Here is a 23,369-nt window from a genome sequence, read left to right as displayed (position 1 = left end):
TATCAGACTTTTCAGCTCAATCCATCAATAATGAATGAGGCGGGCTGAATTCCGAATTCGATAAAACCCATCAAAATGAACCAATTCGCCAAGGAAACTTTACCTATTAGTCTCGAAGAAGAGATGCGACGCTCCTATCTGGATTATGCTATGAGCGTCATTGTGGGACGTGCTCTACCCGATGTTCGGGACGGGCTGAAGCCAGTCCATCGGCGAGTTCTGTATGCCATGCATGAACTCTCAAATGACTGGAACCGTCCTTATAAAAAATCTGCGCGTATTGTAGGAGATGTTATTGGTAAATATCATCCACATGGTGACACCGCGGTATATGACACCATTGTCCGAATGGCTCAAGATTTTTCTTTACGTTATATGTTAATCGATGGACAAGGCAACTTTGGTTCGGTTGATGGTGATAACGCCGCAGCCATGCGCTATACCGAAATTCGAATGTCGCGTATCGCGCATGAATTACTTGTCGATCTGGACAAAGATACGGTTGATTTCGGGCCTAACTATGACGGGTCTGAACATGAGCCACTCATTTTTCCAGCAAAGATTCCCAATTTACTCATCAACGGTTCTTCGGGAATTGCAGTAGGCATGGCGACCAGTATTCCGCCACACAATCTACAAGAAGTAATCGATGCCAGTCTTTTGTTACTTAATAATCCGGAAGTGAATATAGATGCGTTAATGGATTATATTCAAGCACCTGATTTCCCTACAGCCGGCATTATTTATGGAACAGCAGGCATAAGAGATGGTTACCATACTGGGCGAGGTCGGGTAATCATGCGAGCTCGCACGCATTTCGAAGACATCGATAAAGGTAATCGCCACAGCATCATCATTGATGAATTACCTTATCAGGTAAACAAAGCTAATTTATTGGTACGTATCGGTGAATTAGTACGTGATAAAAGAATCGAGGGAATTTCTGAATTACGAGATGAATCTGATAAATCAGGCATGCGTGTCGTCATTGAGTTGAAGCGCGGCGAAATTCCAGAAGTAGTCTTGAATAATCTGTACAAAGAAACTCAGATGCAAGATACCTTCGGGATGAACATGGTAGCCCTGATAAATGGTCAACCTCGCCTATTGAATCTAAAACAGATTTTAGAAGCATTTCTGCGTCATCGGCGTGAAGTAGTGACGCGCCGCACCCGCTTTGAATTGAAGAAAGCACGTGAACGTGGACACTTGCTCGAGGGCTTAGCGGTCGCATTATCGAATGTAGATGAAATTATCGCACTCATCAAAGCTGCACCCACACCTGCCGAAGCTAAAAGAACACTCATGTCTAGAGTTTGGCGCTCCCGGTTGGTAGAAGAAATGCTCACGCGAGCAATGATCGATGCACAAGCTTTTCGTCCAGAGGGATTAGCAGCTGAATTTGGTTTATTCGATCAAAGTTATCGCCTGTCTGATACACAAGCCCAGGCCATCCTGGATCTTCGCCTTCAACGCCTTACCGGCTTAGAACAAAATAAAATTACTGATGAATATAGACAGATCATTGATAAAATCATTGATCTTCTGGATATTCTTGCTAATCCCCTGCGAATTACTGCTATTATTTCGGAAGAACTCACCAGTATAAAGCAGCAATTTGGGGATAAACGTCGCAGTGAAATCGTTATTGATACCCAAAATTTAAACACAGAAGATTTGATTGCACCAGCCGATGTCGTCATTACATTGTCGCATGCGGGTTACATCAAATCACAGCTGATGGACGATTATCGAGCTCAAAAACGTGGTGGTCGTGGAAAATTAGCGATAACGACTAAAGAAGATGATTTCATTGATAATATGTTCATCGCCAACACCCATGATTATATACTGTGTTTTTCTAGCCTAGGGCGCGTATATTGGGTTAAGGTTTACAATGTCCCTCAGGGTAGTCGATCTTCTCGAGGAAAACCCATAAATAATCTGCTACAGTTGGAAAAGGATGAAAAAATCAACGCAGTATTATCGGTAAAAATATTCGATGACAACCGTTATATTTTTATGGCGACTGCTTTCGGCACTGTTAAAAAAACACCCCTGTCTGAATTCTCACGGCCACGCAATAATGGAATTATTGCAATCGATCTCGATAAAGATGATTATCTCATCGGTGTCGCATTAACCGAAGGAAAACATGATGTCATGCTGTTTTCGGACAACGGCAAGGCCATGCGTTTCGACGAAAATGATGTTCGAGCAGTGGGGCGCAGTGCGCGTGGTGTGCGCGGAATGAAGCTCGGTGCTGGACACAAAGTTATTTCAATGCTTGTCGCTGAAAACGAGGAATTAGCTGTCTTGACGGCGACCGAAAATGGATACGGCAAACGTACTCCGATCAGCGAATATACTCGCCATAACCGTGGCACCCAGGGCATGATCGCAATCAACACGGGCGCACGTAATGGCAAAGTGGTAGCAGCACAACTCGTCAAGCCCGATGATGAAATCATGCTGATCACAACAGGGGGTGTATTGATTCGAACCCGTGTCAATGAAATTCGTGAAATGGGTCGTGCCACTCAGGGGGTTATACTCATTAACTTAGATCAGGGAGAAAAACTTGCTGGACTCGAAAGAGTGATTGAAACTGATGAAACATAGGATCAATCTCCTTTGAAATTGAGAAACCGCAGATTTAAATTGAAATAATTCAGAAATCCACCGATGAACACAATCTATAACTTTAGTGCCGGACCAGCTGTATTGCCCAAAGAAGTACTCGTAAAAGCTCGTGATGAAATGCTGGATTGGCATGGCAGCGGCATGTCTGTCATGGAGATGAGTCATCGCGGTGAGGAATTCATGTCCATCGCCGCCAAAGCCGAAAGAGATTTACGCGAACTCGCGATCATCCCTGATCATTACAAGATACTTTTTCTTCAAGGGGGGGCGTCCAGTCAATTTGCCATGGTGCCAATGAACCTTCTGCATGAAAAAAAGAAAGCTGATTACGTTAACACGGGTCAATGGTCACAAAAAGCTATTGATGAAGCAAAAAAATATTGCACAGTTCATCTCACTGCTTCAGCAGAAGATGCGCATTTTACCTATGTCCCTACACTCGATAAATGGGAAATTGACCCTGACAGTGCTTATGTCCATTACACACCCAACGAAACCATTGGCGGAGTGGAGTTCAACTGGATACCCGATCTTACACAAGTGAAAGGCGGGAGAGCTGATATTCCCCTGATAGCGGATATGTCTTCCAATATTTTGTCACGACCGCTAGATGTCACACCGTTTGGGCTCATTTATGCGGGCGCTCAGAAAAATATCGGTCCAGCTGGGCTTGTAGTTGTGATCGTACGCGAGGACTTACTAAGTAAGCCGCTAAATGGTACTCCTACCATGTATCATTATAAAACTCATGTAGAGCATCACTCCATGTATAACACACCCCCTACCTACCAAATTTATATCATGGGTCTTGTGCTTGAGTGGCTGAAACAAAAGGGGGGATTAATAGCCATGGAGACGATCAATATCTCTAAATCCAAATTGCTTTATGATTTCATCGATGCTAGTGATTTCTATCAATGCCCTGTTGCTAGACCTGACCGGTCACGGATGAATATTCCGTTTACACTGAAAGATGCTGCACTGGACAATGAATTTTTAAAGCAAGCTAAGGCGCAGGGATTACTCCAATTAAAAGGCCACCGTTCTGTAGGTGGAATGCGCGCTTCAATCTATAACGCCATGCCCTATGAAGGCGTCATGGCTCTGGTTTCTTTCATGAAAGAATTTGAGAAGATCTATGGTTGATCAGACGCAAAGAATTTTTAATATTCTCACGCTTAATCAAATTTCAGCAGTTGGGTTGAAGCGTTTTCCCTCAGATCATTACCATATCGGTAGTGATTTAGCTCATCCCGATGCCATTTTGGTACGTTCGCACAATATGCTGAACATGGACATACCCAAAAGCGTTATCGCAATTGGGCGAGCCGGCGCTGGTACCAATAATATTCCTATTAACGAAATGAATTGCCGTGGTGTTCCAGTATTTAATACACCTGGTGCTAATGCTAATGCAGTTAAAGAATTGGTATTAGCCGGTATGTTAATAGCAGCACGCAATCTGATTCCTGCATTTCGTTTTGTCGAAAGTTTGCAAGGTGATGATAAAGCTTTACACAAGCAGGTTGAAGATCACAAAAAAAAATTCTTGGGAGTAGAATTGCCCAAACGGACGCTTGGCATCATTGGTTTAGGCAAAATTGGGCGGCTTGTAGCAGATGCTGCCATTAAGCTTGGCATGAAAGTATTGGGGTATGATCCAAAAATTACGGTTGAATCTGCCTGGAGTCTCTCTTCAGAGGTACAAAAAGCCCACAGTATCGAAGATCTGTTGCGCCACAGTGATTTCATTTCGTTGCACGTGCCTCTAATGGATTCTACTTATCATCTCATTAATGATGAGATGATACGCTATTTAAAGCGAGACACCATACTTCTTAATTTTTCCCGTGATGCAATTGCTAATGAAGATGCAGTGCTCGCTGGCATCACGAATGGTAAGATTAAATATTATGTATGTGATTTTCCCAGCCAAAAATTACAGCATCATGAAGCAATCATTACATTACCTCACCTGGGCGCATCCACTCAGGAAGCGGAAGAAAACTGTGCGATAATGGTTGTTAATCAATTGATGAATTATCTACAACACGGCAATATTATTAATACGGTTAATTTTCCGGATGTAGTGATGGAACGAGGATCACCTTACCGGGTTGCCATTGCCAACGCCAATGTTCCCAATCTTTTGGGTCAAATATCAACTTGCATGGCTAATGCGGGACTGAATATACATAATATGACCAACAAATCTCGTGGTGAAATGGCCTATACCTTGGTAGATATAGACAGTCCAGTATCAGAAAATGTGATTGAGGATCTTTCTAGCATCACAGGCGCCTTACTGGTACGTTATTTGCCCATTCTGGCAGAAAATTCAGACTAATATTGATTTCCCATGACTGAACAACTCAAACAGTTGCGAGATCGAATCGATTCGATTGATAGCGAATTACTTAGGCTCATCAATATGCGTGCTGAGTTAGCACAACAAATTGGGCATCAGAAGAATGGTGTAACCTACCGTCCTGAACGCGAATCTCAGGTATTGGCACGTCTACAGCAGTTAAATCCCGGACCACTCACCAATGAGCATATTACACAATTATTCATAGAAATCATATCGGCTTGCCGGGCGATGGAAGAACCCTTGATTATTGCTTATCTTGGCCCTCAAGGAACTTTTTCTGAAGAAGCTGTAACCAAACGTTTTGGCAGCACCGTGGCAACTCTAGCCTGCAATTCGATTGATGATGTTTTTCGCAAGGTAGAATCAGGTACTGCTAGCTATGGTGTTGTCCCTGTGGAAAACTCTACAGAAGGTGCTGTCGGACGGACTATGGATTTGTTATTACAAACCTCACTCACTGTATGTGGTGAAATAGAATTGCCAGTCCATCAGTGTTTGATAGCGCAACAAACGGATCTAACAGTTATTCAAAAAATTTACTCCCACCCACAATCATTTGCGCAATGCCTTGGTTGGCTGAACAAACATTTACCCAATCTGCAAGCCATAGCACGCATTGATACCGCAAGCAATGCTGATGCAGCTCGAATGGCTGCAGCAGACAAAAATGCGGCCGCTATTGCAGGAAGGAAAGCTGCTGACGTGTTTGGTCTTACCATCTGCGCCAAAAATATTGAAGATGATCCTAACAATACCACTCGATTTCTAGTGATTGGCACACAGCAAGTTTCTGCCTCTGGCAAAGATAAAACTTCCATTGTCACGTCGACAAGTAACCGACCTGGCGCCATCCATGAACTATTAGCCCCCTTTGCTCGCTATCAAGTTAGCATGAACCGGCTCGAATCCCGGCCTTCTCGTAGAGGGCTCTGGGAATATGTATTTTTTATCGATATAGAGGGCCATCAACAAGATGACAACGTTGCAAAAGCGCTTGAGGAAATTCGCAACAAAGCGACTTTCCTTAAAATACTTGGCTCATATCCTTCCGTGTAATAATGTGATCTATTCCTGATCCTAGTAATTTTTTATTTCAATATTGTTTTTATGAAACTTTGTGAACTTGCACCAGAATGTATCCGAGCTATCCACCCTTATCAGCCAGGGAAACCCATTTCCGAACTGGTACGAGAGCTTGGCCTGGAAAAATATGGTGTTATTAAACTTGCTTCTAACGAAAATCCGCTCGGAACCAGCCCTTTGGCTATCGAAGCAATGACTAGCGCACTCCAGGAAATTGCCCGATACCCTGATGGAAGTGGTTTTGAGCTAAAAAATGCTTTATCAAAACACTATGGCGTCAATGTCGATCAAATTGTACTCGGGAATGGCTCGAATGATGTGCTGGAACTAGCTGCTCGTATTTTTCTGAAACCAGGTGCTTCAGCGGTTTATTCACAACATGCTTTTGCAATTTATCCATTGCTGGCACAGGCACTAGGAGCGCATGGTATAGCCGTTCCTGCCAGGCTTTATGGCCATGATCTAGTTGCCATGCTCAATGCCATCACACCAGAAACACGTATCGTCTTTATCGCTAATCCCAATAATCCCACAGGTACGCTCTGCGATGCTGATGATCTATTACGCTTTCTTGAGCGGGTTTCACCGGACGTCTTGGTCATTTTAGACGAAGCCTACGATGAATATCTGCCTGAAGCTAATAAAGCCAATAGTATTTCGTGGTTAAGAAAATTTTCCAATCTATTAATTACCCGCACCTTTTCAAAAGCCTATGGCCTAGCAGGCATCCGGGTAGGATTTGCGCTGGCTCATCCTGATTTAGCCGATTTAATGAACCGCATCCGCCAACCGTTCAATGTCAATAGTATTGGATTAGTCGGAGCGCTCGCTGCATTACAAGATACCGAATTTGTTAAACGTTCCTATACACTCAACCGGGCGGGCATGCTGCAGATTACCAATGGCCTGCGCCAATTGGGGGTGGAATATATCCCTTCTTATGGAAATTTCATCAGCTTCCGCGTGAGAGGGGATGCTACCAATACCATTAAAACCTACCAAAGCTTGCTCGAGCAAGGCGTTATCGTACGCCCACTCGGTGTTTACGACATGCCTCATCATTTAAGAGTTACCATTGGACTGGAATCTGAGAATGAGAAATTCCTACATGCTTTGGAACAAGTATTGAAAACCTCTCTCTGAAGATTCCTATCCGCAATGACGATCATCCCAAAGTCCACCTAAAGATACGCACCCATGGCCTCTCCCCTCCTTCAGAAGCTTCTTGTCATTGGCGTCGGTTTGATTGGAGGCTCCTTTGCGTTGGCATTGCGTCAGGCAGGCATGGTCAAGCACATCGTTGGTATCGGACGCAGCCAGAAAAATTTGCAGCGTGCGCTTGAACTGGGCATCATTGATGAAGTAGCGAGTAACCCAATATCTGCACTGAAAGACACCGATTTTGTCCTGCTTGCCATGCCCGTAGGTCAAACCAGCAACATCATGGCTCAGATTGCTCCTTTTCTGGGACCTAGCACAATTGTCTCTGATGTGGGAAGTACCAAACAAGATGTAATATTGGCTGCACGCACGCATCTTGTTCGACATCTCACTCACTTCGTTCCTTGTCACCCTATAGCCGGAACTGAATTCAGTGGCGCCGAAGCTGCAAGTACTCATTTGTTCTGCGATAAACATCTGATCATCACCCCTTTGGCAGAAAATGATGACCAGGCAATTAAACTAGTCTCAACGCTCTGGCAGCATTGTGGTGCAAAAATCTCTTGCATGGCTGCAGATCAGCACGATCGGATACTTGCCATTATCAGCCACTTGCCACACATTCTAGCGTTCACGCTCATGAATCATGTTCGCACTAACGTGGAAGATAAACTAGAAGAAATATTGCGCTTTGCAGGCAGCAGTTTTCGTGATTGCACTCGCATTGCCAGCAGTTCGCCGGAAATGTGGCGCGACATTTGTCTAGCTAACCAAGAATGGTTACTTAAACAAATTGATGCTTATCAGAATGAGCTAACCAATGTACGCACTATTCTAGCAAATAACGATGGAGAAGCACTCGAAAAGACATTTGCGAATGCTCGCCAAACACGGCAACAATGGCTAAGAAGCGATTAGCTTTCCAGGCAACTGCACTATGGAGTCACTCTCCTGCAAGCTTACTCTGCAAATATAAAAATAGGCAGCTTGATCGAACTTCCTGCTGAAAAAGCAGTCTTTTAATCGTTTATTAATCTTAATTCAAGAATAAAAAACACCTATGCATCGACATCTGATTACATTTATCGCTTTTGCAGTATCACTTACTTGCTTTAAGGAAATTAACGCTCAACAGGAAGTTAACGCTCAGCAACCCAATGTGGAAATTCCTGCTGGTTTAACTAAAATTACGACAGTTGAAGGTATCTCTGAATATCAGCTTACCAATGGGTTACGCCTACTGCTTGCCCCGGATAACTCACTTGACTCGATTACAGTCAATGTAGTTTACCTCGTTGGTTCCCGTGATGAAGGTTATGGCGAAGCAGGAATGGCGCATCTGCTCGAACACCTGTTATTCAAAGGAACTGAGCAATTTTCCGACATCAAAAATGAATTTACCAAACGTGGTGCCCGTTGGAACGGTACCACTTCCTATGACCGCACTAATTATTTTGAAACCTTTACCGCCAGTGAGGATAATCTTGACTGGGCGCTCCGCCTGGAAGCGGATCGCATGGTTAATTCACGGGTTGCAAAATCGGATCTCGATAGCGAAATGACCGTGGTGCGTAACGAATTCGAAGCCGGTGAAAACAGTTCCTTCAGCGTGCTATCTGACCGCATGACTTCAGCAGCTTATTCTTGGCATAATTATGGCCGCTCGATCATTGGTTCACGCTCAGATATCGAGAATGTACCGATTGAGCGATTACAAGCTTTCTATCGCCACTACTATCAGCCAGATAATGTTGTGCTTGTAATTGCCGGAAAATTCGAGGAGGCTGAAGCATTGAAAATGGTGGCGCGTCATTTTGGCTCTCTTCCACGTCCGACACGTCAATTGCAAAAAACTTATACGGTCGAGCCAACGCAAGATGGCGAACGCATGGTTAAGTTACGTCGTGTGGGGGATACCCAGATTGCTGCCACGCTTTACCATCTTCCTTCTGGAGCACATCCTGAATATGCTGCGATTGATCTACTCGTCACCATCCTCAGAGAAGTTCCTGGCGGTAGATTACACAAAGCGTTAGTAGAGCCTAAACATGCAACCACTGTTTTAGGTTTTGATCGACAGTTGCGCGAAGCTGGTTATGCTTTTTTCAGCGCAAATCTACGACCCGACATGCCGCTGGATACTGCACGTGATGTTCTGATCGATACCGTTGAATCGCTCACTGATCACCCGATTACTGCCGAAGAGCTTGAGCGTGCTCGTACTCGCCTACTAAATGAGATTGAGCAACTACTTGCCGATACACGCAAATTGTCCATCACGCTCACTGAATTCATTGCCATGGGTGATTGGCGGTTACTGTTCCTGCATCGTGATCGCATCAAGCAAGCTACACTTGATGAGGTACAGCGTGCCGCCAATAGCTATTTCAAACCAAGCAATCGCACCCTGGGTTTATTTATACCTACTTCGGCCCCTGATCGTGCCGAGATACCAGCACTCCCCAACATAGCCCGTATGCTTGAAGGGTATCGCGGTGATCCCAGCGTTAGCACTGGAGAAGCCTTTGATCCCACGCCTGAAAATATTGAAGCAAGGATCATTCGTACTACCCTGTCTGGAGGCATGAAGCTCGCGATGTTACCCAAGAAAACCCGCGGCAGTACCGTCGTAGCATCACTTTTACTTCATTGGGGGGATGAAGAAAGTACGCAAAATCGTTCTACCGCGTGTAACATTGCTAGTTCGATGTTAATGCGTGGTACGAAACACCATACTCGTGAAGCATTACGTGATGCATTCGACAAACTTAAAGCACAGGTCAAGGTTGATATTGAAGGCGTTTCCATCGAAACTGTCCGTGCCAACCTACCTGATACACTAAGACTGGTTGCCGAAGTATTGCGTGAGCCGACTTTCCCTGAAAAAGAGTTTGAACAGCTAAAGCTCGCCATGCTGTCATCCATAGAAAGCAAGCGAAGTGAACCTAGCGCCCAGGCAAGCTTGGTCATAGAGCGTCATCTTGCCCCTTACCCTGCTTCGCACTGGCACTATACACCTACATTAGAAGAGCGTATTGTACGCATCAATGCATTGACTCTTGACGAAGTAAAGCAATGTCACAGTGAGCTATTCGGTGCGTCAGACAGTGAATTTTCTATCGTGGGTGATTTTGAGCCGGAAGAAGTAGCTCAACTCTTGCAACAGCTTTTTAGCGACTGGAATAATCCACACCCCTATAAGCGTATTCCTGTGCTCTATCAAGACATTACACCCATCAATCATGATATTGAAACACCTGATAAGGCCAATGCTGTATTTCAAGCTGGTATGAATCTAAAGTTGCGTGATAATCATCCTGATTATCCTGCTTTGATTATAGGCAACTATCTTCTGGGTGGTTCGGCCGACTCAAGACTATGGCGCCGCATCCGCGAACAAGAAGGCTTGTCCTATAATGTCGCTTCGAGTCTCTCAGCCAGCGCTTTTGAGGAACAGGGCGAATTCAGTATATATGCCATTTACGCGCCAGAAAACCGTGCACGAATTGAGTCAGCCATGAAGGAAGAACTGGCGCGCATCATGAAAGATGGTTTTACTAAAGAAGAAGTTGAGACAGCTAAGGCTGGTTATCTGCAAGCACGACGCATCGCACGCGGGCAAGACAAAGCACTTGCTGAACGTCTGGCTAATTACCTGACACGCAAACGCACCATGCAATGGGATATCGAGTTTGAAACCAACATCGCTGCGCTCACTCCACAATCAATTCTTGCAGCACTACGCAACCATCTCGATTTCAACAAGTTGACAATTATAAAAGCGGGTGACTTTTCCAAAATCACTACCGCGACTGCTTCACAATAACTCCAAACGATCTCAATCGTTATGAAGGAATAATAAAACAAACACTCGGAGCCCCAGCCAGGAAATACACTAGGCTCCGAGCAAGCGCAGTCGGGTATACTTTGCACGGTATCCCTCTCACTTATTTATTGAAACTCTCTCTCCCGATACCCAGCTTGGGTTCTGGTTCACTTGCTGCAAAATCGAGTTCTACTTTCGCACCATCTGGGTCATGACAGAAAAGTTGCCACGTCTGTTGCTCTATGAGACGGTGGAGTTTGAATGCAATATTGTAAAAGTTTAGTTTGTCCACGACCAACTGGAGATTGGATGCAGTAAACGCCATATGATCAATAATACCCTGTGACTCTGCTGGCAAAGGCCTGCCAGCAATGATGTGTAGAATGGCTTGATCGCCGGAATAAAGCCAAGCACCTGGAAAAGGAAAAGGTGGACGATAACCTTCCGTTAACCCAAGCACGCCAATATAAAAAGCTTTGCACTTTTCCAGATCGCTGGTCAGCACTGTAAAATGGTTCATCCCCTCGATTGCCATTTTAATTTCCCTGAATTCGTCCTTTTCTATAATCTATAGTGACACAATATTTTAAGCATATTTTTCTCGAGGGAAATTAAAATTTACACAACGGATTGAATATATGACAAAAAACCTAGTACTGCCTAAAAATTGCACTTTAGTTCCGAGATTGTTATCAGATACTATCATATGCTTTGACATGAATTGAGATTGAAAGGTACCGAAAAGCATCCATACTATCTGGTCATCGTACTCAAGCTGAATTAGACTCTGCTGCTATCAATGAACTAAAGTCGCTTCAATTTCTGCAAAGGTCTTGGCAACTTCTGAAAGTGGCACAGCAGTGCCTAACTGCTTTTCGATTTGGGTCAACGAAAAAATTCCGCATATCATAGGTACGCCACTGACATCTCCCTCCATAACCAAAGTATGCTGGCGCCCCGCATCACACAGGCTAGCAACCACATGCCCGACTTTGGCATGCTGCACTTCCTCGATAGGGATCGCTTCTAAGCAATCGAGGGGTGTCATGATATCTGAAACCAGAATCTCACTACGTTTCACGCGGTGTTCCTGAATAAAGCGCAATGGCTTCTCACCCAGAATATCGGAAGCGGTAATCACACCTTGCAGAAAACGATCATTATTTAATATAAACAATAAACGAACCTGCCTTTGCATCATATATGCATTAGCTGATTCCATCGTTGCATGCGGATCAATCCCAGCGACATGACTGTGCCGTAAATCAGTCATAATTTCGAGCGCTGGTGATTCCATTGTCACATGTTTAGGCGGAATTGGGTGGACTATTCGAACAGTATCTGTTAATTGCCGTGCAGGAAGTACATGGTATCCAGTCATGGTAGCATCCTCCATAGATAGTGGATAAGTACGTAAAAAATTAAGAAGGGTTAAAACTTTATCCTGTCTGTTTTACTCTACGCTTATCAAAATGAAGGGTCAAGACGATATATTGCATTGTTTTTAAAAAAACCATAGGTTAAACACTCAGACTCAGAAATATGCGGAGCGGGCAAGTTGTTTTTCTTTGTTCTAACTTATCAGCAATTAAAACAAATTATGCCGCTTCAATTTAGGAAATTACAATAATGACCAGGTATGCTTGGTCATAACATGAATAACAGACAGACTGCCTTAGAATAGAAACAAAAGGCGGCCAGAAACTCTAATAATTTATTATTTCACAAAGCTCTAATGGATACTGCCGATACGCCTGAAAATCAAGCCTCTCGGCCCTTCCATCTTTTGGAAGCCGAGGATGTCTGTGCGTTGCTGGAAGTCACTCTGACAGATGGACTAACGTCTGAAGCAGTCACACTCCGTCGTCAGAAATATGGCACTAACGAGATTATCGAAACGGCGGAACATCCCTGGTGGCGCATATTGCTTGGTCAGTTCACTGATTTCATGATCGTTGTACTTATTGCTGCTGCTGCCGTGTCTGGAATACTAGGAGAGCTTACTGATGCAATTGCCATCATAGTAATCATCATTCTGAATGCACTGGTTGGCTTCATACAAGAATTTCGCGCCGAGCAAGCAGTCATTGCCTTGAAGCAGATGGCACGTACCATCGTACGTGTACGACGCGATAAGATTACGCATGTGTTAGCTGCGGCAGAGCTTGTTCCAGGTGATATCGTGTTATTGGAAGCCGGCAATATGGTACCAGCGGATATTCGACTGCTAGAAGCGATCGATCTGGAAGTTGACGAATCGGCGCTAACGGGTGAGTCTTTGCCGGTGCACAAAATCATCGCTTCGATCAAGGATAAGGACGCTATTCTTGCTGAGCGTCATAATATGCTGTTTCGCGGTACCTTAACCACACGTGGCCGTGCCACTGGGGTAGTGACAGCAACGGGAATGCAAACAGAGTTGGGTAAAATCGCCGCCATGCTGGGCAGCGAAACAATCCAAAAAACACCGATACAAAAGCGTCTCGCAGTATTCGGGCGCAAGCTGGCATTATCCATCATAGCGATTTGTACCATTATCTTTGTAGCCGGCTTATTACAAGGCGAAGATATAATAATGATGTTTCTGACCGCAGTCAGTCTCGCCGTTGCAGCGATTCCCGAAGCGTTACCAGCGGTGGTAACCATTGCGTTTGCGCTGGGTGCAAGTCAGCTGATACGTCAACATGCACTGATCCGGCGCTTACCTGCGGTGGAAACTTTAGGATCAGTTACCTTTATTTGTTCCGACAAAACAGGTACGCTGACCAGAAACGCCATGCATGCAGAGCTATTCTATATAGCTGGCGTTGAATATACTACACTCGCGTCTCGTGATGCTATTTCATCAGAAATTAAAATCTTCATCCAGGCATTAGCGCTGAATCACGATGTGGAAAAAAACCCGGCAGGCAAACTGATCGGGGATCCAACTGAGATTGCGCTGTTACAGGCAGCGCTCGATACCGGTATCGATAACACAGCGCTGAGCAAGTCATGGCCACGTATAGCTGAAGTCTCGTTCGATTCGAGCAGGAAACGCATGACTACTTTTCACCAGGGTAAGGAGCAGTTACTCGCTTTTACCAAAGGCGCCCCAGAGCAGATTCTAGAACATTGCACGAGTGATATTCATGGGCAATTCAGTCATGCTGCTATCCTTGATATTGCAAACCATTGGGCCACGCGGGGTTACCGAGTCATCGCCTATGCTTATCGCGACTGGCCAGCGCTACCTGAACCCATAGATGCTAATAATGTAGAACAAGAGCTAACGTTTCTCGGTTTGGCAGGGCTGATGGATCCACCTCGTGATGAGGCGCCGGCAGCCGTTCGGGAATGTTATCAAGCCGGGATCAAACCCGTCATGATTACTGGCGATCATCCAGCGACGGCGCGTGCAATCGCAGAGCGAATTGGCTTAGTGCATGACCATGCCGACGTTATCACGGGAAAACAGCTCGAACGCCTCACTGACGAGCAATTAAGCGACCAGGTAAAGTATACGCAAATTTATGCGCGAGTCTCACCGCAGCAGAAAATACGGCTAGTACAAATTTTACAGCAGCGTGGTGAGTATGTCGCTATGACCGGAGATGGGGTAAATGATGCCCCAGCTCTGAAAAAAGCGGATATCGGTATCGCCATGGGCAAAAAGGGCACGGATGTTGCGCGTGAAGCTGCTGATATGGTGCTGATGGATGATAATTTTGCCACAATAATACGTGCTATCCGTGAAGGACGACGGATTTATGACAATATTCGCAAGTTTATCAAGTATGCGATGACGGGTAACTCAGGCGAAATCTGGACATTGTTTCTGGCACCGATTCTCGGGTTGCCGCTACCGCTGCTCCCTATACATATATTATGGATTAATCTGGTAACCGATGGTTTACCCGGTTTAGCATTGGGTCAAGAGAAAGCAGAAGAAAATATCATGCAGCGCCCACCGCACCATCCGCAGGAAAGTATTTTTGCACATGGTATGTGGCAACACATTTTGTGGATCGGATTGTTGATTGGCGCCTTGTCATTGTTTACTCAAGCATGGGCCATTCAAAATAATATCGAAAACTGGCAGACAATGGTCTTTACTGTTCTAACGTTTGCACAGTTGATCCACGTCTTGGCGATCCGCTCGGAAGCACAATCGTTATTTACCATCGGCTGGCTGTCAAATCGAGCCCTGATTGGCGCTGTATTGCTAACCATTCTGTTGCAGTTAGGCGTAATTTATATTCCTGTGTTTAACAGCATCTTTAATACTGCGCCATTATCATTAGAAGAGCTTCTATTCTGCTGCACAGTACCGTGGTTAGTATTACTTGCGGTCGAAGTGGAAAAATGGCTGGTACGGCACGGTATGATTTATCGTGATTCCAATTGAGGTTATGATGTCTATGGCCTAACCAGTTAATAATGATTCATAAGGTTTAGAATTTGAAGAATATATCGATAGTTTTTTTGTTTTGTTGTTTACACAATGCTTTGGTCTGCTTCCATTTGTGTCCGGTAAGACAATGAGAATATTCTTTAAATCATTATTAACTGATTTGGCTATATATCAGGATGAGGCATGATTTTTGGCTGATATCTCTTTTTCCAGACAGTGTTTCGCTAGCGTTCAATTTCTGATCCTTTGTGTAAATGACGGGCGCGCTGATAAGCCAGCGCTGCGAGGGCAAGATCCCCCAAAGCCAGACCACGAAATACAAAAGCAGTTTTCTCATCGTCAGAGCAGCGTCCAGTCATGTCATCATTAACCAGCCCTGCCAGATCACCGCTCACTAGCTCGGGATCAACCAAAGGTTTAGGCATTTGCGCTTCCTGCTCGATATCATCAATAATAATGCGATCAAACGCGGGCATACTGTCTGTTAACCATGAAGCAGCCAAGTCTACCACTGCCGCAAATGCGCCTGGCTTCAACCAGCGTGCGTCCAGAAAAGGTATAAGCTCGGGTGAGAGCGTGACAGTCGAGATTATCAGATCAGCATCCCTCACCGCTTCCCTTGCACTCTTGCTGGTGATCGCCAATAGACCCAGCTTTTCTGCTGCCTGACATAAGGCTTCCCGATTTGTGCTTCCGCGACCGAATACTCGAATTTCCCTTAAAGGAAACAAATCAGCAAAGGTCTGTAAATGGCTGCGTGCCTGAGTACCGCAACCGATAAATGCAGCGGTGGAAGCATTCATCCTTGCCAGTCGCTTGGCTGCCACCGCACTTAGTCCTGCTGTACGCACAGCCGTAATCCAGTTACCATCCATGACAGCCAGCGGCAAACCTGTATCACTATCGAGCAGAATAACCAGTGAGTTAATGTCTGGCAGACCCCGCTGCCGATTACGTGGATTGAGAATAAGTGCCTTCACAGCCAGAAAAGAGGGCTCATCAGCCGCAGATAGCGTCGCCATCATATATCTTCCATCCGGTGGTGTAATAACAGCTTTCGGTGCATTCCAGACCTTGGATTGTTTGCGCCCCTGCAAAAGGTGTTCAATACTTTCGATGACATCTTTGGTCGTGAGCGCCAGGCTCTCAAGTGTTTTGTGAGACAGATACCATAAGCTATCAGGATGTTCCATTCCCATTACCCATTTTCATTACCTGGAAACTTACCATAACTGGGCTACGGCAGATACAAGCATATAAACAATCTGAGGAAAGGGCCTTATCAGCTATGACTCAGCGTCCATCGCACGATATCTGCCATTCCCATCGCGCCTGACTGCCGCGCCAACTCGCGGCCGTGGTGAAACAGTATCAGCGTTGGAATACTGCGGATACCAAACTGGGCGCCCAGCATTTGCTCAGCCTCGGTATTGACCTTGGCCAGGCGCATGTTGGGCTCAAGCTGGGTTGCAGCCTGAATAAACTGAGGTGCCATCATTTTGCAGGGGCCACACCACGGCGCCCAGAAATCGATCAATAACGGAATATCATTATGGTTAACATGCTGTTGAAAGTTGGACCCAGTCAATTCCACCGGATGACCATCAAATAGTGGCTGATGACATTTACCGCAATTCGGCGCTTCGCTCAGTCGCACAGAAGGAATGCGATTGATGGCATCGCACTGTGGACAAACAATATGCATAGATTCGTTCATTATATTTTCCTAATCAAAGATGAGGGTTCTTCCTCTTATTCCCTTTCCAGATCAAAGCTAACTTTGCCGGCTTCATTTTGTCTTATTATTGATACTGTCTGCGGTTCGCCTTCGCCTCATATTTGATCTGGAAAGGGAATTAGCCAGATCACGCTCAGATCAGCGCCCATGCATCACCTGATCAACTGCTAAGGTAATCAACTATGGCGTCAGTTTGTAGAACTGTAGCGCATCCTCGAACATGCTATCAAGTGTCTTCTGGTGTAGGTAAGGCATGTGTCCGCCATGGTAGACCTTGAGCTGGATGTTATGACTCATCATCGGATCCAGCGCCATTTGTTTGATCATTATCTCGGAAGCATAGTATGGGGTGATCAGATCGAACACACCATGCATAATCTGCGTGCGCATGGCGGGATTCAGGCTCATGGCCTTTTTCAGATCTGAAAGGGCTTCGGCAAAGCCTTGTTGCCCGCGAATTCCGGATCGCCAATTCCACGATTGATATACTTCTTCATTTAACAGCAGAAAGGGTATATCAGTTTTAAAATCGAGGCGATCGCGGACATAATGGTTAAAAGCTGCCGTCAGAGGCGCATTGAGCCGCTGGAGATAGAAATCACTGCCAGTAATCAGAGATTTTGCTGGCTCCGGATCAACCAAGGTAATCGATCCATCATATAAACTCAGCACACGGTATTGATCGGCGAGCAGCGCTTTGGCAAAACGCGTGGAAGGCACACGTCCCATCTCACGTAACAGGATATCCTTATCCAAGCCGATCAATTTGCTGATTTGCTTAAGCCACTCCTGTTCGAACGAACCTGCGGCCAGTCCGCCAAGATAATCGGTCAAGGCGGCACGCTCCACTTCCGCTAGCGAAGAACGGGGATCACCTGCCCGGTAGGGTATCTCGTTATTACGCTCATGGACTGCCGCAACCGCCGCGTAACTCGGCAATAAGGACACCCATGGCCACAGGCTGCGCTCATTACCCCAGATAAAACTAAAGTCCAGTGCTGGCGAAATCAGGATCAAACCAGTTGGTGCAATACCAAACTGGGACTGCAGCCGTCTAGAGAGACGTGCAACTCGGAATCCGCCATAACTTTCACCCACTAAATAAACGGGTGACAACCAGCGATTTTCCTCAGTCAAATAGGCACGAATAAAACGAGATAGCGAAACCGTATCTTCCTCAATTCCCCAAGCTTTCGCTCGCGGAGAGGTATGGCCGGAAGATTCCGATTTCCACCTATCTTCACCTTCTCTCTTGCTGCTTTTGCCATCTCGTAATTCTCGACTATAACCCGTGCCTACAGGATCAACAAAAACCAGATCAGTAAAAGCCAGCCAGCTTTTCGGGTTGTCCACGATCTGAGCCGGCATCGGCGGTACTGTACCATCTGCATTGAACATGACGCGCTGTGGTCCGAGCGCACCAAGGTGGAGATACGCGGAAGCGGCACCAGGGCCACCATTAAATACAAAGGTAAGCGGCCGGGAACGCTCCCCCTGTTGCTCCATCGAGTAGGCAATATAGAAAATCTGACCCATAGGTTTTGATGGTTTATCATAAACTGTAATCGATCCCACAGTCGCTTTATAGTTGAATTTTGCATCCCCTGTCTGAAAGGTATGCGAGGTGATCGAACGATTGGATGGATCAAGCGCGCCCGGCTCGTTGACAGATTTTGCTTGTACCTGAGCCTTTTCTGGTACATCTGTCCCAATCGCAACTTGCGGCAAACAAAGCCAGATGGTAACGAGTATTCCTATTATGTGCGGATCCTGAACAAACTTCTTTATCACTTGCATTTCCTTCCTCAAGCGCTAAATTGACGTCCACCTGCATGTTTTAATTGATTACCAACTCAACACGACAAAACGCTGCGTATCGCCTTCGCGGATAAGCAACAGTAGGCGTTTGTCACTACGGCTTTCCTTGATCGCGCGCTGGAACTCAGCAGTATTCTTCACTGCTTTGCGATTTACCTGCAGGATAATCGTGCCTGACTTGATTCCCGACATGGCCGCTACAGAGCCGGGCCGAACTTCTGTGACAATTACGCCTTCGCCGGCTGTGGCACCAAATTGCTCTGCCAATTGCGGCGTCAGCGTCTGCACTGTCAAACCAATATCTTCGGCACGCTGCGATGTTTGTTCGGTAGGCAGTTTCTCCTTGATGAGTTTACCGATCTCAACTTCTACGTTTTTTTTCTTGCCATTCCGTAGAATAGTTAACTCTACGGTAGTGCCAGGGGCAAGCAACGCCACCTGGTTACGAAAACTTCCTACATCTTTAACCAGCTCGCCCTGGAAGCGTTCAATGATATCGCCCTGCTGTAGACCTGCTTTCTCTGCGGGGGAATGCTTACTGACTTGCGCAACAAGAATTCCTTGCGATGCCTCAATTCCAAACGATTCCGCCAGGTCAGATGTTAGTTGCTGAATGACGATACCCAAATAACCACGCGTCACTTCGCCATGTTCAATGAGTTGAGTAGTAATTGCCTTGGCGAGATTACTCGGGATAGCAAAACCTACTCCCATGTATCCTCCACTGCGACTAAAAATGGCCGTATTGATGCCTACTACCTCACCATCTAAATTGACTAAAGGACCACCTGAGTTACCTGGATTGATAGCTGCATCAGTCTGAATGAAATCTTCGTAATCATTGATGCCAAGACTGGTTCTCCCTTTAGCGCTGACTACGCCTACGGTCAGTGTGTGGCTAAGACCGAAGGGATTACCAATCGCTACCACCCACTCACCGACCTCAAGCTTAGAAGAATCAGCCAGAGTAAGCGCAGGATAGCCGCGCGCATTAATCTCGATCACCGCAATATCAGATTGTGGATCACGGCCGGTGACCTTGGCCACGAATTGGCGGCCATCTTGAAATTCAACTCTGATTTTGTCGGCATTTTCTACCACGTGGTTATTCGTCAGAATATAAGTTTTGTCAGATAACAGGGATCGGGTTTCAAAAACGAAGCCCGATCCCTGCTCCATAATGCGGCGTTCTTCTTGTGGCTTGTCAGAATACGGGCTGCTTGGAATGCCTGGGAGCCGATCACCAAAAAAGCGTTTAAAAAAATCATCACTAAATGGCCACTCATCATCAAATGGTGGAAAAAATGGCGTAGCCTCTCTTGATGCTTTACCCTCTACCTGAATGAACACGACAGAAGGTGAAACGGCGCGTGCTACGGAAGCAAATGCTTTACTAGTCTGCCGCAAATTCGCGATAGCATCTTCTTTCGCTTCACTAGGTAGAGCTATCAGCCATGCCACACCCAATAATGAAGCAATTAAGTTTTTTTTCATAAGACTAGAACCTCCTCTTAGATGCATGAGTGATCTATATAAATGAAACAACCATAAATACCTTAATCCCTTTCCAAATTAAAAATGAAGCGAAGGCGAGCCGCAGATAATATCCATCATACGGCAAGGTGAAGCCGACAAGGTCATTTTGATTTAGCAATGGAATTATTCATGATAATCCGCTCCCACTATAAGATGTAATGGTTTGTTACTCGATTCTAGTCAGCACTCGCACCGAAATGCGTGGTTAATTCGAAATCAGGCGTCAAATCTTCTAGGTTTAGGAGGATTCAAGTGCAGTGCGTAGAAATTTTAAATTTCTGATCATTTGCTGCTTTAGCCGCTGGCGACCGATGCTGCGCTTCAAATTGTTGCCTTGAACTTGATCAGTGGAAGTTCTATGTGTATAAAACAAGACAGAGCCATGACCGTATGGCACCCAACCCAAGATCATATGACCGGAATTATATGAATGACCAACAAAGAATTGCCTGGTGATAATGACCGAGGCCGCATCAGTCATCAACATCATACGATGATTGAGAATTACCGTAAGTCGATTTTGCACTTGCCGATTGAGCCAAAAAAAATCGTTCTTCAGTATCGGCTGACAACTGAGTCGAATAATTTAGCCAGATCTCTTGTAGAGCTGGAGAAAAGTGTACCAGCAATTTACTGTTAGCTGCTGCTATGCGTAATTCGTCAGTAAGATTGGTATTTGCTCGTTTGCGTGCGTAAGCTGCAACTCCAGCCAGGTCCTGCTTACTGTAAGCGTGCCAGCGCTGCCATAAAATATGCCGGTAAGGCTGCGATACGCTTACAACCGGGGCCGTTCCGTCAGCATCAGTTAATTTTTCCCTAAGAGAAGCAAAGCTATCCATTTCCTCGGCAGACAAATTGAATTGATCACCCGCGGTCACTGCGAGCAAATTGCGGGCTTCATTGCTCTGCTCATGCGTAAAAATGAATCTCTTGAAAGCTTTTATATCGGATGGTGGGAATATCTCGCCCAGTGCTGAGGCATCTTGATCGGCTGTCGCCACATCTTTACGATTGAAAAAAGCTGCCAGCTTTGCTGGAGGAAATGGAAAATACATACTCAGACCCATCATCAATTCTTTTTGAGTGGTTGCTTCTCTTATCTCAAACGGGACGATTTTACCGCGCTCAAGATCAGCTACTTCATCCGGCTCAAGCTTAAGCATGGTAAAGACGGTATCTGGTATGAATTCCGCAATCTCCGTAGCAGACAATAGCGATATTTGCTCAAGTAGATACCACAAAAATAGAGCGTGTATTGGATAACTAGTGGCACACTTACTCATTCATTATCTCTATATATTCAGTTGAGAATTTGCGGTTTTAGATGCTCGCCACATCTTTGCGCTTCCCAGATCATGATCATCGAGTTATTGTCTATCAAAACTTGTCTACCGATTTGCTGCTTGATCAGCTACTTGTTATTGCTCCGATAGATAAAGCTTGAACTATCAAACTAGACTTATAGCTAAAACTAGCGCACGAGTGGCACACCTAGAATGGTAACTTCAAACACCAAAATAGAAGCAACAATCAAAATAATTTCGCACTTGATTACATTATTATGATGCTAGGGAATAACATTCACACAGGCAATAATGCATTTGTATACAATTTTATTCCTCAGCATCTACTTCCATTTCTACATCAAAACTGATTTTGTCGGCTTCACCTTGCCGTATGATGGATATTGTCTGCGGCTCGCCTTCATGTCATTTTTGATTTGGAAAGAGAATAAATCTCTCGGATGGTAACCAATATATAATTTAAGTGTCGCCATCCGCATCATTGATTTGCTAAGAAAAAGATTTAACTGTCGTCCTAGGAAGTCGTTTTGCAGGACAATGAATTAAAGAAAAGAAGACCGATTAAAACATGAGCCATCATAACTTGACTCATGGATTAATCAATGATTGCTGGAATTAGTTAAAAAGTTAGATGTAATGATTTAAAGGCACCTCTAAAAATTCATATTTGCGAGCATCCGCTTCGCGGATTGCCTGCTTACCCCGTCTCGTCACAATACTTCGTTGTTCACAAAAATGTTTCCTTACCTATCAGTTATAGGCTGCGTCAACTTTTTTTCGCCTTGTCTGGTGAGGACTCTGAATTTTTAGAGGTGCCCTTAAAATTCTTCTGTCAATCAGCAACGACCTTTTTTTGCTTGACCAGGAGGGCAGTGATAGCCACGGTCATAGTCATAATGATTATATTGATGGCGAACACCACTAGGTGGCGCATTATAATACTGACCCCCTGGGGGAGCGGAATAATATGGATTTTTACGTGACGCATGACGATGATCATCATCTGTAGTAATCGCTGATCCTACCCCTGCACCCACAGCGCCACCAATAATCGCACCATTGCGACCACCTATCTCATTACCCAGTGCTGCTCCAGCCGCTCCACCTAGCGCCCCACCGATGGCTGCATCAAGTGTGGAGTTATCTGCGCTCACTTCCACCGCTGCCAGAGCAAGTGCCAAGAAAAAGTATTTCAATTTCATAGAATAAACGTCCTGTTTAAATTAAATTGATCAATATATTAAATAGCGTTACTTATCATCAAAGCTTTAGAGAATATAACCTGATATCTCATCAAAGCATATTTGAATGCACATGGTATATGTTATATGCAAATCCTTGATGGGTAAAATAACTGTTTATTCTGATCTACTACCTTTTTAATGATATTTGAATTGCAAGAATACCCGTCCTAAGCTGAACTGGTGATGAATGAGCGCTATGAGTAAAATCATATAACGGATGACGTAGGCTTATCTGTCCGGATTATGTATTCC

General features: G+C 45.1%; 16 protein-coding genes. 8 read left to right on the top strand and 8 right to left on the bottom strand.

Going from position 1 to position 23,369, the window contains the following annotated elements:
* Window positions 1-75: 75 nt before the first annotated feature.
* The 7 genes from gyrA (at window position 76) to BM283_RS10160 (ending at window position 11,084) form a co-directional block, all read left to right on the top strand.
* Window positions 76-2,622 carry a DNA gyrase subunit A gene (gene gyrA, locus BM283_RS10190; protein ID WP_090692687.1) on the top strand — a complete coding sequence of 849 codons (2,547 nt, stop codon included), beginning with the start codon at window positions 76-78 and terminating at the stop codon, window positions 2,620-2,622.
* A 63-nt stretch (window positions 2,623-2,685) separates the two neighbouring features.
* Window positions 2,686-3,789: a 3-phosphoserine/phosphohydroxythreonine transaminase gene (serC, locus tag BM283_RS10185; protein WP_090692685.1), complete on the top strand. Its 1,104-nt coding sequence runs from the start codon at window positions 2,686-2,688 to the stop codon at window positions 3,787-3,789.
* Window positions 3,782-4,990, top strand: a complete 1,209-nt coding sequence (locus BM283_RS10180) for a phosphoglycerate dehydrogenase (RefSeq protein ID WP_090692683.1) — start codon at window positions 3,782-3,784, stop codon at window positions 4,988-4,990. Before serC ends, BM283_RS10180 begins: the two co-directional genes overlap by 8 nt.
* Window positions 4,991-5,002: 12 nt before the next feature.
* The gene (pheA, locus tag BM283_RS10175) at window positions 5,003-6,070 is read left to right on the top strand and encodes a prephenate dehydratase (RefSeq protein ID WP_090692681.1); all 1,068 of its coding nucleotides are present in this window, start codon (window positions 5,003-5,005) and stop codon (window positions 6,068-6,070) included.
* Window positions 6,071-6,121: 51 nt separating this feature from the next.
* Complete coding sequence (hisC, locus tag BM283_RS10170) at window positions 6,122-7,240, top strand: histidinol-phosphate transaminase (RefSeq protein ID WP_090692678.1); 1,119 nt, start codon at window positions 6,122-6,124, stop codon at window positions 7,238-7,240.
* 54 nt (window positions 7,241-7,294) lie between these two features.
* The gene (locus tag BM283_RS10165; RefSeq protein ID WP_090692676.1) at window positions 7,295-8,176 is read left to right on the top strand and encodes a prephenate dehydrogenase; all 882 of its coding nucleotides are present in this window, start codon (window positions 7,295-7,297) and stop codon (window positions 8,174-8,176) included.
* Between the two features lie 142 nt (window positions 8,177-8,318).
* Entirely contained in the window at window positions 8,319-11,084 is a 2,766-nt protein-coding gene (locus BM283_RS10160) for a M16 family metallopeptidase (RefSeq protein ID WP_090692675.1), read from the top strand.
* A gap of 121 nt (window positions 11,085-11,205) precedes the next feature.
* Here BM283_RS10160 and BM283_RS10155 read toward each other — a convergent pair whose 3' ends face one another.
* Window positions 11,206-11,619 carry a VOC family protein gene (locus BM283_RS10155; RefSeq protein ID WP_090692672.1) on the bottom strand — a complete coding sequence of 138 codons (414 nt, stop codon included), beginning with the start codon at window positions 11,617-11,619 and terminating at the stop codon, window positions 11,206-11,208.
* A 261-nt stretch (window positions 11,620-11,880) separates the two neighbouring features.
* Window positions 11,881-12,465, bottom strand: coding sequence for a CBS domain-containing protein (locus BM283_RS10150; RefSeq protein ID WP_090692669.1), 585 nt, complete (start codon window positions 12,463-12,465; stop codon window positions 11,881-11,883).
* A gap of 354 nt (window positions 12,466-12,819) precedes the next feature.
* Between BM283_RS10150 and BM283_RS10145 the strand changes: the two genes are divergently transcribed.
* Entirely contained in the window at window positions 12,820-15,471 is a 2,652-nt protein-coding gene (locus tag BM283_RS10145; RefSeq protein WP_090692667.1) for a cation-translocating P-type ATPase, read from the top strand.
* 230 nt (window positions 15,472-15,701) lie between these two features.
* Here BM283_RS10145 and BM283_RS10140 read toward each other — a convergent pair whose 3' ends face one another.
* The 6 genes from BM283_RS10140 to BM283_RS10110 all read right to left on the bottom strand — a co-directional run bounded on the left by BM283_RS10140 (window position 15,702) and on the right by BM283_RS10110 (window position 23,075).
* The gene (locus BM283_RS10140) at window positions 15,702-16,670 is read right to left on the bottom strand and encodes an ornithine cyclodeaminase family protein (protein WP_090692707.1); all 969 of its coding nucleotides are present in this window, start codon (window positions 16,668-16,670) and stop codon (window positions 15,702-15,704) included.
* A gap of 89 nt (window positions 16,671-16,759) precedes the next feature.
* On the bottom strand, window positions 16,760-17,194 hold the full coding sequence (gene trxC / locus BM283_RS10135) for a thioredoxin TrxC (RefSeq protein WP_090692664.1): 435 nt from the start codon (window positions 17,192-17,194) through the stop codon (window positions 16,760-16,762).
* A 201-nt stretch (window positions 17,195-17,395) separates the two neighbouring features.
* A complete protein-coding gene (locus BM283_RS10130; protein ID WP_175492098.1) occupies window positions 17,396-19,006 on the bottom strand; it encodes a S10 family peptidase in 1,611 nt (536 codons plus the stop codon).
* 54 nt (window positions 19,007-19,060) lie between these two features.
* Window positions 19,061-20,527 carry a DegQ family serine endoprotease gene (locus BM283_RS10125; protein ID WP_090692660.1) on the bottom strand — a complete coding sequence of 489 codons (1,467 nt, stop codon included), beginning with the start codon at window positions 20,525-20,527 and terminating at the stop codon, window positions 19,061-19,063.
* A gap of 515 nt (window positions 20,528-21,042) precedes the next feature.
* On the bottom strand, window positions 21,043-21,852 hold the full coding sequence (locus BM283_RS10115) for a hypothetical protein (protein WP_139225245.1): 810 nt from the start codon (window positions 21,850-21,852) through the stop codon (window positions 21,043-21,045).
* 857 nt (window positions 21,853-22,709) lie between these two features.
* Complete coding sequence (locus BM283_RS10110) at window positions 22,710-23,075, bottom strand: glycine zipper domain-containing protein (RefSeq protein ID WP_090692653.1); 366 nt, start codon at window positions 23,073-23,075, stop codon at window positions 22,710-22,712.
* Window positions 23,076-23,369 lie beyond the last annotated feature (294 nt).

The organism is Nitrosomonas sp. Nm34 (genome assembly GCF_900113925.1).
Lineage (GTDB): Bacteria > Pseudomonadota > Gammaproteobacteria > Burkholderiales > Nitrosomonadaceae > Nitrosomonas.
This window is presented reverse-complemented; position numbering and strand designations above follow the sequence as displayed.